Origin of the sequence: Winogradskyella sp. SYSU M77433 (assembly GCF_029911945.1) — a bacterium.
Taxonomy (GTDB): domain Bacteria; phylum Bacteroidota; class Bacteroidia; order Flavobacteriales; family Flavobacteriaceae; genus Winogradskyella.
Window position 1 is genome coordinate 50,601 of the sequence record NZ_JARYTG010000009.1, and the last position, 14,441, is coordinate 65,041.

General features: G+C 33.6%; 13 protein-coding genes. 6 read left to right on the forward strand and 7 right to left on the reverse strand.

The window, feature by feature from the left end; all coding sequences use genetic code 11:
• Position 1: 1 nt before the first annotated feature.
• The 4 genes from QGM60_RS16220 to QGM60_RS16235 are packed head-to-tail and all read right to left on the reverse strand — an operon-like array spanning position 2 to position 2,545.
• A complete protein-coding gene (locus QGM60_RS16220) occupies positions 2 to 928 on the reverse strand; it encodes a geranylgeranylglycerol-phosphate geranylgeranyltransferase (RefSeq protein ID WP_281141306.1) in 927 nt (308 codons plus the stop codon).
• 9 nt (positions 929 to 937) lie between these two features.
• On the reverse strand, positions 938 to 1,252 hold the full coding sequence (locus QGM60_RS16225) for a hypothetical protein (RefSeq protein WP_281141307.1): 315 nt from the start codon (positions 1,250 to 1,252) through the stop codon (positions 938 to 940).
• Between the two features lie 11 nt (positions 1,253 to 1,263).
• Entirely contained in the window at positions 1,264 to 1,797 is a 534-nt protein-coding gene (locus tag QGM60_RS16230) for an HAD-IIIA family hydrolase (RefSeq protein ID WP_281141308.1), read from the reverse strand.
• Positions 1,784 to 2,545, reverse strand: a complete 762-nt coding sequence (locus tag QGM60_RS16235; protein WP_281141309.1) for a Rossmann-like and DUF2520 domain-containing protein — start codon at positions 2,543 to 2,545, stop codon at positions 1,784 to 1,786. Before QGM60_RS16235 ends, QGM60_RS16230 begins: the two co-directional genes overlap by 14 nt.
• Positions 2,546 to 2,615: 70 nt before the next feature.
• On the opposite strand from QGM60_RS16235, the gene QGM60_RS16240 reads away from it, so the two are divergent.
• The 5 genes from QGM60_RS16240 (at position 2,616) to QGM60_RS16260 (ending at position 8,836) form a co-directional block, all read left to right on the forward strand.
• Positions 2,616 to 3,005 carry a group III truncated hemoglobin gene (locus tag QGM60_RS16240; protein WP_281141310.1) on the forward strand — a complete coding sequence of 130 codons (390 nt, stop codon included), beginning with the start codon at positions 2,616 to 2,618 and terminating at the stop codon, positions 3,003 to 3,005.
• 55 nt (positions 3,006 to 3,060) lie between these two features.
• Positions 3,061 to 3,510 carry a large conductance mechanosensitive channel protein MscL gene (mscL, locus tag QGM60_RS16245; RefSeq protein ID WP_281141311.1) on the forward strand — a complete coding sequence of 150 codons (450 nt, stop codon included), beginning with the start codon at positions 3,061 to 3,063 and terminating at the stop codon, positions 3,508 to 3,510.
• A 100-nt stretch (positions 3,511 to 3,610) separates the two neighbouring features.
• A complete protein-coding gene (ccsA, locus tag QGM60_RS16250; RefSeq protein WP_281141312.1) occupies positions 3,611 to 6,880 on the forward strand; it encodes a cytochrome c biogenesis protein CcsA in 3,270 nt (1,089 codons plus the stop codon).
• Between the two features lie 107 nt (positions 6,881 to 6,987).
• A complete protein-coding gene (locus tag QGM60_RS16255) occupies positions 6,988 to 7,137 on the forward strand; it encodes a hypothetical protein (protein ID WP_281141313.1) in 150 nt (49 codons plus the stop codon).
• Between the two features lie 292 nt (positions 7,138 to 7,429).
• Positions 7,430 to 8,836: an MATE family efflux transporter gene (locus QGM60_RS16260; protein ID WP_281141314.1), complete on the forward strand. Its 1,407-nt coding sequence runs from the start codon at positions 7,430 to 7,432 to the stop codon at positions 8,834 to 8,836.
• Positions 8,837 to 8,919: 83 nt separating this feature from the next.
• Here QGM60_RS16260 and QGM60_RS16265 read toward each other — a convergent pair whose 3' ends face one another.
• Complete coding sequence (locus QGM60_RS16265; protein WP_281141315.1) at positions 8,920 to 10,605, reverse strand: carbamoyltransferase C-terminal domain-containing protein; 1,686 nt, start codon at positions 10,603 to 10,605, stop codon at positions 8,920 to 8,922.
• A gap of 271 nt (positions 10,606 to 10,876) precedes the next feature.
• Here QGM60_RS16265 and QGM60_RS16270 point away from each other — a divergent pair, with 271 nt between their 5' ends.
• A complete protein-coding gene (locus QGM60_RS16270; RefSeq protein WP_281141316.1) occupies positions 10,877 to 12,028 on the forward strand; it encodes a PLP-dependent aspartate aminotransferase family protein in 1,152 nt (383 codons plus the stop codon).
• Between the two features lie 32 nt (positions 12,029 to 12,060).
• Here the strand turns inward: QGM60_RS16270 and QGM60_RS16275 are convergent, their stop codons facing one another.
• Together QGM60_RS16275 and pckA are read right to left on the reverse strand one after the other, a co-directional pair.
• Positions 12,061 to 12,744, reverse strand: a complete 684-nt coding sequence (locus QGM60_RS16275; RefSeq protein ID WP_281141317.1) for a DUF2490 domain-containing protein — start codon at positions 12,742 to 12,744, stop codon at positions 12,061 to 12,063.
• Between the two features lie 57 nt (positions 12,745 to 12,801).
• Positions 12,802 to 14,439 carry a phosphoenolpyruvate carboxykinase (ATP) gene (pckA, locus tag QGM60_RS16280; RefSeq protein WP_281141318.1) on the reverse strand — a complete coding sequence of 546 codons (1,638 nt, stop codon included), beginning with the start codon at positions 14,437 to 14,439 and terminating at the stop codon, positions 12,802 to 12,804.
• Positions 14,440 to 14,441: the final 2 nt, after the last annotated feature.

Here is a 14,441-nt window from a genome sequence, read left to right on the forward strand (position 1 = left end):
TTTACTTTAATATGAAATTATAAAGCACCAAGGATAGCATACCTGTAAACATCGTTAGTTTCAATATTAAACTAATGCGTTTATAATGCGATTTTTGTTTTGCACTAAATAGTTTGATGCTAATGTAAATTAAAGGTGCGATAACAAAAATTAAAAAGTAGCCGACAACCAATTCCTGTTTAAATAAAAAAGTGATGACGTAATATATTACAGCAAATACAGGAATTAAAGACAAAGCAAAAGCGATGTTGTTTGCTCTGGTTCTTCCTAAAACAATAGGCATTGTACGCATTCCTACTTTATAATCTCCATCAATATCTTCTATATCTTTTACAATTTCTCTAACCAAATTAATCATAAAAGCGAAGATGGCATAGTCTTTTATAATGTCTAAAAAAGTCATTTGAGCCACACTATTATTTGAGGTCATTGATGGTAATAATTCAAACGCACCAATGATTAAAATACTTAAGGCCACCACTAGTGAAACTATAATATTTCCTATGAGAAACATTTGTTTTAAAGCTGAAGAATAGATGTAAAGTAAAGCTGAGCTAACAAAAAACGCTACAAATAGAGCAGAAACACCTACATGGTTTGATAAGTAAAACCCAAGACCTACACCAGCAATATTCAAAGCCATAAAATAGGTATAGCCATTTTTTTCGGAAATAGTTTTGTCTATAATTACGTTATCGGGTTTATTAACTTTATCAGTTTCTACATCATAGATGTCATTGATAATATAACCACCAGCAGCAATACAAAGTGTAGCTAACACTAACAGTGCGAAATGAAAATGATCTAGTGTTGTTGCAACTCCATGAGATACTGTAAAAGGATTGAGTAGGGCATACTTAATTAAATATTGCACCAAGGCAATCATTAAAAGATTTTTCCAACGTATGAGTTTAAAAAAGTCCGTCATTTTAAAATATTAATGCGAAAGAATTTGATTGATTAAATAGTAAGCCAAGTAAGCTACACCAAGAAATATTACAATACTGACAATAGCGGTTTTTATAAAGTCTTTTCGCTCTTGTTCCCTGATTTTATCCTTTATTTTTTGCTTATCGGATTTGCTGAGATCTTTATGCAAAAAATGCATTTCATAATGCAAATGCGCTTCTAAATCTAGTTTTTCTTTGTAAACAGAAAATGGTGTGCTCGTTTTTTGGTTAAACGTAGACTGATTGTTACCAAAACCAATATATCCAAAACCTGTACTATGTCGTCTGCCTTTACGTGACATTTTAATTTATTTTAATCGTATTTAGCATCAAAATTACCGTTCCATTTTTGCTGTACTTTCAGGACTTGCTCAATCACATCTCTTACAGCACCTTTTCCACCATTTTTATGGGATACATACTTTGAAATACCTTTAATTTCAGCAACAGCATCTTGTGGGCAACAAGGTAATCCAACGAGTTTCATAACTGGAAAATCTGGGATATCATCTCCCATATACAACGTTTGTGATTTAGTAATGTTATGCTTGTTAAGATAATCGTTAAGTTGCTCTATTTTATTATGTGCGCCAAGATAAATGTCTTTAATGCCTAAACCTTCTAAACGCTTACGAACACCTTCATTAGTACCACCTGAAATAATACATACATTAAAACCTGCCATAACAGCTGTTTTTAAGGCAAATCCATCTTTAATATTCATTGTTCTAAGCATTTCGCCATCAGTTGTAACTGTTATGGTGCCATCGGTAAGTACACCATCAACATCAAATATAAAAGTGGTGATATCTGCTAAGTATTCTTTGTAACTTTTATCGTTGTCCATGCGTTTTTTTAATTGAAGCTGTTAAAAGCTCATAAATAGCTTTATGGTCTTCGTTTTCTAATTGTTTTAACTGACGTTTTATGGTCTTCTTATCGTTTCGTTTTGCTGGTCCGGTTTGAGCCATGTAAGGTGACATATCTTGGACTTTTCTGGTAGTTTCCATTATCAACGGTTTCAGAATATCAAAATTAATACTTTTTGCATCACTGATTTCGTGTGCAATTCTGTAGAGTTGATTGGTGAAATTATTCACAAAAACAGCAGATAAATGTAACGTCTGTCGTTGCTCTGTACTAATCTTATAGCTAATACAACCAAGGTCTTCTGCTAAGTCTTTCAGAAACTGAAAATTGTGCTTTTCGGTGACTTCTATACAAATAGGAATTTCACTAAAATCTAGTTCAGCATTCTTAGAAAATGTTTGTAAAGGGTAAAATACAGCACGCTCATTTTTTTTGTCCAGATCATGAATAGAAACACTGCCAGAGGTATGAGCAACCAATCGGTTTTCAAAAGGTAAAGCTTTAGATAATTCTGCAATGCTGTCATCGCTAACAGCTAAAATGTAGAGGTCAGCCTCCTTTAGTTGATTTAGGTCATCAATGATTTCAACTTCGTTGGCATACGACGAAATGGACGAACGCGTTCTGTTGTACCATTGTTTCACTAATACATTTTCAGCTTTTGAAAATGCTTTATATAAATGTGTGGCTACATTACCAGCACCAAGTAAAATTACGGATTTCATGCCGTAAAAATAGTAAGTTTTGCTCGCTTGTTATAATCTGTCACCAATTAAAATCATAACTTTGATTGCAATGCATAAAAAAGACATTACATCTCGAGAAGATATATTCCTATTGGTTTCTAAGTTTTATGAAAAAGTTAGGAAAGATACCGTTTTGGGTCCCTTCTTTAACAATAGCATTAAAGACTGGGATGCCCATCTACAACACCTTACAACCTTTTGGGAATCTAGTTTATTTCTAAAAACGCGCTATTATGGTAATCCGTTGGAAGTTCACGTAAACGTAGATAAAGCCAATAATAATACTATAACCGAATTACATTTTGGACTCTGGTTAAATCTTTGGCACCAAACCATAGATGAACTTTTTGAAGGTGAATATGCCAATAATGCCAAGCGACGCGCAAGGAAAATGGGCACTTTTCTATATCTCAAAATTTTTGAAGCCAGAAGGTCGTAATTAAAATCTTACTTCTCATTAACTTTGTAGGCTTAAATCTAAATTACATAAGTTTATGAAGTTATTAAACGAATTCAAAGAGTTTGCTGTTAAGGGGAATATGATGGATATGGCTATTGGTATTATCATTGGTGCGGCATTCAATAAAGTTATAGATGTACTGGCAAAACAAGTATTGTTGCCGCCATTATCTTTAATGACTGATGGTGTTGGATTTAGTGATAAAAAAATAATACTTAGAGATGAGGTAACTAATGTTTCAGGTGAAGTTACTATTAGTGAAGTTGCTATAGCTTACGGAGAACTTTTTGAAGTGTTTTTAGATTTCCTAATTATTGGTTTTACCGTGTTTATTGTTGTAAAGTTTATGAACAGACTGCGTAATAAAGCACAAGATCCGAAAGATGCAACCGTCACAACTCCTAAGGATATTGAGTTGTTGACACATTTAAAAGAGCTAATGGAAGAGCAAAATAAACTACTAAAATCTAATGGATCTAAATAGATAGTTTTCAATAAACTTTAACATCTTTTGAAAGGTGAAAACACTTATCTAAGTACACAAAAAGCCTTATCTTTGCGCGAGCTTAAAATGAGCACTTCTTATGCAAAAAAAAATCGCTAGTTTCTTTTTCTCAACAAAACTTACTGCTGTATTATTTATCGTTTTTGCGGCAGCCATGGCAACTGGTACTATTCTAGACCGAAACATGGATACGTCACCAACACCTTACACAAGAATATTAATTTATAATGCGTGGTGGTTTGAGACCATAATGGTATTTTTTGTCATCAACTTTGTTGGGAATATTGTTAGATACAAACTTCATAAAAAGGAAAAGTGGGCAACTTTAATTTTGCACTTAGCTTTTATTTTCATTCTAGTAGGTGCATTTGTAACGCGTTATATTGGTTATGAAGGCATGATGTCTATTAGAGAAGGAGCTACTGAAAGTCAGTTCCGTTCTCAAAAAACCTATATCAGTGGACGAATCCTTGGACAATACGAAATCAACGGTCAGCTACAACAGCGTAATGTGATGGAAGAAGTAGACTTCTCACCAAGACTAGACAACGATTTTGAAAGAACCTACGATTATGGCGATAAGGAAATTACATTTAAGCTAAAGAAATTTATAAAAGGTGCAGAGAAGGATGTTGTTCCGGATGAGAATGGTGAATCTTACCTAAAAATAGTTGAAGCTGCGGATGGTATGCCTCATAATCACTATCTTAAAGTAGGTGAGGTTGCCAATATGCACAATGTACTTATTTCCTTGAATAAGGAACAGGAAGGAGCTATACAAATCTTTGATACAGATGAAGGTTTATTTATAAAATCGCCTTACGAAGGTGAGTACATGACCATGGCAACTATGGCCACTGGTAAGTTAGAAAAAGATAGTCTTCAGCCATTAATCTTACGTTCTAGATATGTGATTGGAAATATGCAATTGGTATTTCCTAAGCCTGTAGTTAAAGGTGTTTTTGATATTGTTCAGAAACCAAGAATTCTAAAGAATGACGAAAGTGGAGTTGTTCTAGATGTTACAGCAAATGGAGAAACAAAAAGTATCAATCTTTTAGGCGGACCAGGTACTTATGCACCTATGGAAGAAATTAAAGTAGGTGGACTTGATGTGGCTTTACGTTTTGGATCTCGAATGGAGCAATTGCCATTTAAGGTAAAACTGAATGATTTTATTGCTGAAAAATATCCAGGAACTGAGAATGCTTACTCTTCTTACGAAAGTAAAGTGACAATCATAGATGAGGAACAAGGTGATTTTGATTATCACATTTACATGAACCATATTTTGGATCATAAAGGTTATAGATTTTTCCAAGCAAGTTTCGATCCGGATGAAAAAGGAACGGTACTTTCGGTAAATCACGATCGTTGGGGAACCTACATTACCTATTTCGGTTACTTTATGCTTTACCTAGGTTTAATGGCGATTTTGTTTGCGAAGAATACGCGTTTTGATGATATAAGAAAACGTTTATCTAAGCTAAAAGAGAAAAAAGCTAAAATGATGACCGTTATAGTGCTGCTATTAAGTTTATCTGGTTTTGCACAGCAACATTCAGATAACGATGGTCACGATCATATAAAGAAGACATCAAAAGCGCAAATAGACTCTATTTTAAGAGCGAACATAACCCCAAAAGCGCATGCCGAAAAGTTTGCTGAGATGGTGATTCAGGATTATAGTGGACGTATGATGCCAATGCATACTTACGCTTCTGAAACGCTTCGAAAATTGAGTAAACAAGATACCTATGAGGGTTTTAATGCTACTCAAGTTTTTCTTTCTATTCAAGAAAGTCCGTTGTTGTGGTATAATGTTCCTGTAATTTATTTAAAACCTAGAAAAGCAGATTCCATCCGAAATATTATCGGTTTAGGTTATGAGGAAAAATATGCAAGTTTGGTTGATTTCTTCACGCCACAAGGTCGTTATAAATTAGCACCTTATCTTGAAGAGGCTTACAAAGCTCAGGTACCAAATGGTTTTCAAAAGGAAGTTAAGGAAGCTGATTCTAGAGTTAATTTATTATACAACGATATTGAAGGTTTATCTATTAAAATATTTCCTGTTCCTAATGATGAAAATAATAAGTGGATTTCACCTAAAGAATATAGAGAAGAAGGTTATAAGGATAAAATCAAAGATAGTCTTTATGGTAACTTCATAAATAATGGATTCAATGCTTATTTGGTAACCTTAAATAATGCAAAACAAGTAGGTGATTATTCAAAGGCTGAAGAATTACTTCAAGGCATTAAAAAAACTCAGCAACAGTTAGGTGGTGATGTTATGCTTTCTGAGGATAAGATAAAATCAGAAATTCTTTATAATAAGTACGATATCTTTAAAAAACTGTTTAGTTGGTATATGTATGCTTCAACAGTGCTGTTTATTTTAGTAATCGCACAGATATTTAAATATAAAAGCAAACCTCTTAAATATGCCATAAACACTCTTATTGGTGTTGTTGCTCTTTTATTTGTGTTACATACTCTAGGTTTGATATGGAGATGGTATTTATCTGGACATGCACCTTGGAGCGATGCTTATGAGTCTATGATTTATGTAGCATGGTCAACAATGTTGTTTAGTTTTATAACTAGCATAACTACAAAAGACAACAAAATTCATAAAAAAGATTATTCAGGAATAATCTTATCAATTATTTCTAATAAAGGCAGTATATCTAGTTTAACTGTGGCAGCAGGAGCTTTTGTAACCTCAATGATTCTTATGGTAGCACATTGGAACTGGATGGATCCTGCTATCGCAAACCTTCAACCTGTATTACAAGGCTACTGGTTAATGATACATGTTTCTGTAATTGTAGCTAGTTATGGACCTTTTACATTGGGAATGATATTAGGTTTAGTGAGTTTATTGCTCATGATTTTTACTACAGAAAAGAATAAAGCATTAATGGATATTAGTATTAAGGAGCTAACTATCGTAAACGAGATGGCATTGACAGTAGGTCTTGTTATGCTTACCATAGGAAACTTCCTTGGTGGTATGTGGGCCAATGAAAGTTGGGGACGTTATTGGGGTTGGGATCCAAAAGAAACTTGGGCACTAATTAGTATTATGATTTATGCTTTTGTTATCCACATGCGTTTGGTACCAGGACTTAGAGGAAAGTGGCTATATAATTTGATGTCCGTATTAGCATTTGCAAGTATTTTAATGACGTATTTTGGTGTAAATTTTTACTTATCAGGATTACACTCTTACGCCAGTGGAGATCAGATATTGAGTTTTCAATTTATAGCTATAACGTTAGGAGCAATTGCTATTATAGCATTCTTTGCTTATAGGAAGTATAGGATTCACTATAAAAAATAATAGATAAAGGATTCGATTTTATATTCATCTAATTTTAGTAAATTGTTGAATAAACAAATCAACCCTCAATGAATTTTTTAAAAAAGTTAGGAATTCCAAATCTCTTAATGCTAGTTTTATGCATTGCTATAATTATTGTAGCTGAATATTTATTTTTAAGCGGATACGAACTTCACGGTATTTTTGTTGGTCTTTGGTCTCCTACCATACTCGGTATAATGATTTATCTAAAACTTGTTGGAGATGGAGGCAAATGAAATCATATTATTACTGTCTATTATTGTATCGGTAATAGTTTTATTTTGGGCAATTTGGGTAATTCGTTTTTACAATAGAATAGGACGAAATAAAAAGTAGTTAATTGAATGTTTTCTTTTTCAATTAATTGCGACCTAAATAATTATCTTTTTTCTTTCAAAAATAATACGCATATTTGCGTCATTATGATTGCTTAATAACTTCATACGGAACATGTAATCGCTACTCAAAGCGATGTGATTGTCAAACAAATTTTTGTTTGGCTAGTGGTTATTTTAAATTTTTCAAACAATGCAATCAAATAAAGTTTCAATAAAACAACTCATTCATTATTTTAAAATCGCAGTTTCTGGTAAGGAACAAGATTTTACTTCTGGCAGTATTCGTAAGGCCGTTTTTATGCTATCCATTCCCATGATTTTGGAAATGTTGATGGAATCTATTTTCGCTATTGTCGATATTTTCTACGTATCTAAAGTTAGCGTTAATGCTGTAGCTACAATCGGGCTTACAGAATCGGTAGTAACTTTGGTTTATGCCTTAGCTATAGGGTTGAGTATGGCAGCGACAGCGATTGTGGCAAGGCGTATTGGAGAAAAGGATAGGGAAGGAGCATCACAAGCAGCAACTCAGGTTATTTTCTTAGGAATATTAGTCGCCATATTTATAAGTGTTTTTGGTATTCTTTACCCGAAGGAAATTTTAGGTTTAATGGGAGGAGAGCCAGAATTGATAGCCGAAGGTTACGGTTATACACAAGTACTCCTTGGTGGTAATGTTACTATAATGCTGTTGTTTTTAATCAACGCTATTTTTAGAGGAGCAGGTGATGCATCAATAGCCATGTGGGCTTTGGTGTTATCTAATGGATTGAACATTATTCTCGATCCAATTTTTATTTTCGGTCTTGGTCCCATTCCTGCTTTTGGTGTAGAAGGAGCTGCAATTGCAACAACAATCGGTAGAGGTTCTGCTGTGTTATTTCAAATAGGAATTTTATTTTATGGTTGGGGTAAAATAAAGATTAGGCTAAAGGACTTAGTACTAAAAGTTGCTGTAATTCTGAATTTGATAAAAGTGTCATTAGGAGGTATAGGACAATTTTTAATAGGGACTTCGTCTTGGGTATTTTTAATGCGAATAATGAGCGAATTTGGTAGCGAAGTTTTAGCAGGTTATACAATTGCCATAAGAGTAATGATGTTTACGCTAATGCCAGCTTGGGGGATGAGCAATGCTGCAGCAACTTTGGTAGGTCAGAATTTAGGTGCTCAAAAACCAGATAGAGCAGAACAGTCGGTTTGGAAAACAGGAAAATTTAGTGCTGTTTTCATGGGAATTGTTTCAGTTTTCTATTTGATTTTTGCAAATGAAATCATTTCTTGGTTTACACCAGAACCAGAAGTCATAAAAAATGGAGCGCTTTGCCTAAGAATCATAGCTGCTGGTTACATTTTTTATGGTTACGGTATGGTAATCATCAATGCATTTAATGGAGCGGGAGATACTAAAACACCGACTTGGATTAACTTTATTTGCTTTTGGTTATTTCAATTGCCTTTTGCTTACTTACTAGCAATTAATTTAGATTTTGGGCCAGTTGGTGTCTTTGCAGCCATTACTATAGCTGAGGTTTTTATAACCGTTTTAGGTGTTATTTGGTTTAAAAAGGGGTTTTGGAAATCTGTTAAGGTTTAGAGTCTATTATAAGATGGCAGATTAAAAAAAGGGAAACAATTTTATATTGCTTCCCTTTTTTAACTTTATATACTTTAGTTGTATTATTTTTCTAATAAATAATTACCAATAACCAAGGCATCTAATCCTGTAGAGTAAAAACATCTTAATGCATCTACGGGAGATTCTACAACAGGCTCTCCTTGAATATTAAAGCTGGTATTTAAAACAACAGGAACTCCTGTTTTTTCTCCGAGTTTGTATATTAAACTGTGATAGCGAGGGTTAGTTTCTTTATTTACCGTCTGTAACCTTGCACTTCCATCTACATGAGTAATAGATGGTATGATTTCTTGTTTATCTTTAAGGACATTACATACTTTAAGCATAAATGGTGCTTCAACCTCTAAGTCAAAATAGTCTTTGTAAGATTCAACCAAAGCAGACGGTGCAAAAGGTCTGTAGGCTTCTCGGTGCTTTACTTCAGCATTTATTTTACGTTTCATATCAGGGAATGCTGGGTTGGCTAGAATGCTTCTGCTTCCTAATGCACGAGGTCCAATTTCCATTGCTCCCTGAAACCAACCAATGATTTTTCCTTGCTCTAATAAAGAAGCAGCTTTTTCAGAAGGATCTTCTATATATTCTGGTGTTAATTTAGCACCATCAATAGCTTTTTTTATAGCTTCATTAGAATATTGAGTACCAATATATGGGTTATCATGCACAAATACTCTAGGCTTTTTTTGTAAGCCGTTATACAAGTAAAAAGCAGCGCCAATTGAGGTTCCATTATCCCCAGCAGCAGGCATTACATATACATCTTTAAAAGGTGTTTCCCGTACAATTCGGCCATTCATTACACTGTTTAGAGATACACCTCCAGAAATTACCAAGTAATCGGCTTTAGTTTTTTCATGGAGAATTCTACACATTTTGAGAACCTTATTTTCTAAAACATGCTGAAAAGCAGCGGCGAGGTTAATATGATTATCTTTAAATTCTCCATCCTTAGATCTAGGCTCTCCAAAAAGATCTAAAAACTTCTTTGAGTATGGCGCTTTTATAAGGTGCTGATAATTGAAATAAGATAAATCTACTTTTAATTTACCATTATCATCTACATTTATCATTTTATCTACTTCATCCTTGTAGACATTTGGGTCACCCATAGGTGCTAATCCCATCGTTTTACCTTCATCATAATTAGGTTTAAAACCACAAAATTGTGTTACGGTTTCATAAAACGAACCTAGCGAATGAGGAAAAAAACTTTCGCTATACTGTTCTATAGTATTACCATCTCCATAGCCTAACCAAGAAGTAGCCCATTCACCAGAACCATCTATACCTAACAAGGCAGCCTTTTTATAAGGGGAAACAAAAAATGAGCCTGCAACATGTGTTAAATGATGCTTTATAAAATGAACTTCAGGTCCTTTAGTATTATTAAAAATCTTACCATACCAAATCTTAAAACGTCTTTGCTTTGCATAAGCATTAACAACATGATGACCGAAAAAGGGCATAAAAAGCTTAGGACGTTTTAATAAAAAGCCTAGTTTATTGCTCCAATTGGTTGTTGGCTTTATTGAAACTGCGATATGATCTATATCAGAATATGTTAGCCCAGCAATATCTAAGCATCTTTTTATAGACAATTCAGGAAAAGCTTGTGTGTGCTTATCTCTGTTTAATCGTTCTTCTTCAATAGCTACAATAAGTTTACCATCTTTAACGATACAAGCCGAAGAATCATGGAAGTAATAATTAAGTCCTAAAATTACCATTGTTTTATTTTTTTGAATGCACTAAATAAAGCATATTTTTTTTAGAATAAATGTAATTTCTTTGTAGGTTGAAATTCTTCGTCAAAATGTTTTTTTAATAAAAAAAATGAAAATATATCTGATGAATTGTTGATTTTTTGAATTCTAAATTTTTGAAAACCAATTGAGTGAAGAGTAAAATAAACACAATATGATTATTCAAAATAATCTAACTAAACCTTAAAGATGTTTTTAGCTTTCATTAATTTTATAGTCATAATTTATAAATGTTATGTCAAAGAAAAAATTAGGTTTAAATACTATTTGTATACATGTTGGTGAAGTTAAGGATGAGCAGTTCAAAGGTGCTGTGTCACCAATGTATTTAAGTTCTTCTTACGAGTTTCTAGACGTTGATGTAAAGCGTTACCCAAGATACTTTAATACACCTAACCAAGAGTTTTTAGCTAAAAAAATAGCAGCATTAGAAAATACAGAATCTGCTTTGATTTTCGGTTCTGGTATGGCAGCCATAAGTACTATGTTTTTGGCTTTTCTACAACAAGGAGACCATTTGGTTGTGCAAAATACATTGTATGGTGGAACCGTAAATTTCATTAAGGAGGAATTTCCTAAGTATGGAATTGAATACACATTTACCAATGGTTATTCGGTTGAGGATTTTGAAAAAGCGATAAAGCCTAATACAAAACTTATTCATATAGAAACACCATCGAATCCTTTGATGACTATTACAGATATTAAGGCTATTGCAAGATTAGGTAAGTCCAAGGGCATTTTAACATCAATAGATAATACGTTTGCTTCACCAGTGAATCAAAAACCAATCGATTTAGGTATTGATATGGTGATGCATTCCGCAACTAAATATTTTGGTGGTCATAGTGATATTTTGGCGGGAGCAGTTGCTAGTAGTGAAGAACTCATTGAAAGAATTTTTAATGTCGGTAAAAATTTAGGAGGTAATCTTAGCGACATGACAGTTTGGATGCTAGAACGTAGTTTAAAGACTTTAGGACTACGAGTGAAAGCACAAACTAAAAATGCTATGAAAATGGCCAAATGGCTGAACAAGCATCCAAAAGTTTCAAAAGTGTATTATCCTGGTTTAAAATCTCACCCAGAATATAAATTAGCAAAATCTCAGATGAGTGGTTTTGGAGCGATGCTTTCGTTTGAACTTACTGAAGATTTAGATGCTTATAAGTTTCAGAAAGCGTTAAGATTAATAAAATCATCAATGAGTTTAGCTGGTGTAGAAAGCACGGTAATTTCACCACATTTAACCTCTCATGCATTATTAACTCAGGAAGAACGTGATGCTATAGGAATAAGTGATCAATTGATTCGTTTTTCTGTAGGTATTGAAGATGTCAAAGATTTAAAGCGTGATATTACTAATGCTATAAAAATGATTGAATAAACAATTACAGCTTCTTGAAGAAGAGAATTTTATTAGCTTTTCTTGTTTCTAAAATCGTATTTTAAATTGAGTTGAACAGACAATCGGTGAAAACTCTTTGTTTTAAACGAATGTCTGGCATAGCCCAAGTCAATATTGGTATGATTGTCAATATTTATACCAAGTCCAAGGTAAGCTCTGTTTTGTTGAAAATCGAATTCGTTTAGATTAAAATGAATTTCATCATAAAAGGATAGAAATAACGTTTTGTTTAGTGGTTGTTTCCCTTTTAATCTATAACGTAATCTATGTTTAAGGATATCTTCTGTTGGATATTCTAAAAAGCGCTGTTCTAATTTAAATCGATGAGACCAATTTAGCTTGAAGAGTTTGTGTTTCAGAACAACCTGTTCTAAGATGCGGTGTTCTAAAATATCTGGAGTGTTATTTATTTCAAAAGAAGTGTCTATGTCACCATAAGCATAGCCTACGCCAGCACTTATATTTTTATTAAAATGATAGTTTATACCAACAATTCCCAAATGCAAATGTGTGTTTTTTCTAGGAAGCTCGTAATTCCAATTGGTGTAAGAACCGCTTAAACTCAAAGCGTTTGTAATTCTGTTGGATGATGTAATTTCATACCAAGAACCCCAAGTAGTTTCACCCAAATTTTGAGCAAAAATTAAGTACTGAAACAGGAGCGTAAATGGTAATATAAATAGGTTAGTTTTCATGATATTGACTTAAAAAGTAAAGAGCCCATTTCTGGGCTCTTTCAGTCATGGAATTATTTAAACGTGGTCATTTAAGTGATGGTGTTCATCAATTAATGGCCCACCTTCTATGATTTGTTCAGAAGCCTCACTTGCAAATTTTTCAAAATTTAAGTGGAATGAATGTGCTAACTGAATCGCTTTACTAATGTATGCGCCTTTTTGTAACCAAGTATTCATTGGGTCTAGCATTTCTGATGGCACATTTGGACAATATTTTGGCATAAATAACCCAAATATTGGATGTTGTTCAAAATCTACATTGTCTAATTCACCATTAAGAATGGCAGTGATCATAGCTCTCGTATATTTTAATTTTATACGAGAACCTACTCCGTAAGGGCCACCGCTCCAGCCAGTATTCACTAACCACACATTAACACCTGCTTCTTGCATTTTTTTACTTAACATTTCAGCATAAACTGTTGGGTGAAGTGGCATAAATGGTTCTCCGAAACAAGCTGAAAATGATGGTACTGGTTCTGTGATTCCGGCTTCTGTTCCCGCTACTTTAGCAGTGTAACCGGAGATAAAATGATAAGCTGCTTGCCCAGGCGTTAGTTTAGATACTGGAGGCAATACACCAAATGCATCACAGGTTAAGAAGAAAATGTTTTTAGGATTTTCAGCGTATGATGGTTGTTGTATATTATCAATGTGATAAATAGGGTAGCTTACACGTGTGTTTTGTGTAATTGTACTATCCATATAGTCAACCTCACCATTATCTTTAAAAACTACATTTTCTAAAATAGCTCCAGGTTTTATAGCTCTGTAGATGTCTGGTTCTTTTTCCTCTGTAAGGTCAATAACTTTTGCATAACAACCACCTTCAAAATTGAAAATATTATTGTTAGCTGTCCAGCCATGTTCATCATCTCCAATCAATTTACGATTAGGATCTGCGGATAATGTTGTTTTACCAGTACCTGAAAGTCCGAAGAAAATAGCAGTATCACCATCTTCACCTACGTTTGCAGAACAGTGCATTGGTAACACATTTTCTTCAACAGGAAGAATAAAGTTTAAAGAAGAGAAAATACCTTTTTTTATTTCACCTGTATAAGCAGAACCACCTACAAGTGCTACCTTTTTACTGAAGTTAAGGATTGAAAAATTACCTTGTCTTAATCCACAACTTTTAGGGTCTTTTGCTTCATAACCTGGCGCACAAAGTACTAACCAGTCTTCCTCAAAATTTTCAAGTTCACTTTCATTATATCTCAAAAACATATTGTAAGTAAACATGTTAGACCAAGGATATTCGGTAACGGTTCTTACATTGGTTTTATATTCAGGGTCAGCACATACATAAGCATCTCTAACATATATTTCTTTTCCGCTTAAATAATCAGTGATTTCTTTTTGTAAGAAGTCAAAATTCTCAGGTGATATAGCTTTGTTCGTTTTTCCCCACCAAACCTTATCTTTAGTGTAATCATCTTTTACGATAAAACGGTCTTGAGGTGATCTACCAGTAAATTTTCCTGTATTTATAGCTAAAGTTCCGTTTGCGGTTTCTCTACCCATTCCTTTTTCAATGGTAATGGTTTGTAGCTCTTCTGGAGATAAATTCCATTGAGCAGTGGCTCCTTCAATTCCGTACTTCGTTAAGTCTCTGGTTTTCATAATCGGTTGTTTTAATAAGGTTTCCATGA

Bases quoted from the DNA above. Each gene is read 5' to 3' on its own strand.
- QGM60_RS16220 (WP_281141306.1), bottom strand. From the start codon at position 928: ATGACGGACTTTTTTAAACTCATACGTTGGAAAAATCTTTTAATGATT.
- QGM60_RS16225 (WP_281141307.1), bottom strand. From the start codon at position 1,252: ATGTCACGTAAAGGCAGACGACATAGTACAGGTTTTGGATATATTGGT.
- QGM60_RS16230 (WP_281141308.1), bottom strand. From the start codon at position 1,797: ATGGACAACGATAAAAGTTACAAAGAATACTTAGCAGATATCACCACT.
- QGM60_RS16235 (WP_281141309.1), bottom strand. From the start codon at position 2,545: ATGAAATCCGTAATTTTACTTGGTGCTGGTAATGTAGCCACACATTTA.
- QGM60_RS16240 (WP_281141310.1), top strand. From the start codon at position 2,616: ATGCATAAAAAAGACATTACATCTCGAGAAGATATATTCCTATTGGTT.
- mscL (WP_281141311.1), top strand. From the start codon at position 3,061: ATGAAGTTATTAAACGAATTCAAAGAGTTTGCTGTTAAGGGGAATATG.
- ccsA (WP_281141312.1), top strand. From the start codon at position 3,611: ATGCAAAAAAAAATCGCTAGTTTCTTTTTCTCAACAAAACTTACTGCT.
- QGM60_RS16255 (WP_281141313.1), top strand. From the start codon at position 6,988: ATGCTAGTTTTATGCATTGCTATAATTATTGTAGCTGAATATTTATTT.
- QGM60_RS16260 (WP_281141314.1), top strand. From the start codon at position 7,430: ATGCAATCAAATAAAGTTTCAATAAAACAACTCATTCATTATTTTAAA.
- QGM60_RS16265 (WP_281141315.1), bottom strand. From the start codon at position 10,605: ATGGTAATTTTAGGACTTAATTATTACTTCCATGATTCTTCGGCTTGT.
- QGM60_RS16270 (WP_281141316.1), top strand. From the start codon at position 10,877: ATGTCAAAGAAAAAATTAGGTTTAAATACTATTTGTATACATGTTGGT.
- QGM60_RS16275 (WP_281141317.1), bottom strand. From the start codon at position 12,744: ATGAAAACTAACCTATTTATATTACCATTTACGCTCCTGTTTCAGTAC.
- pckA (WP_281141318.1), bottom strand. From the start codon at position 14,439: ATGGAAACCTTATTAAAACAACCGATTATGAAAACCAGAGACTTAACG.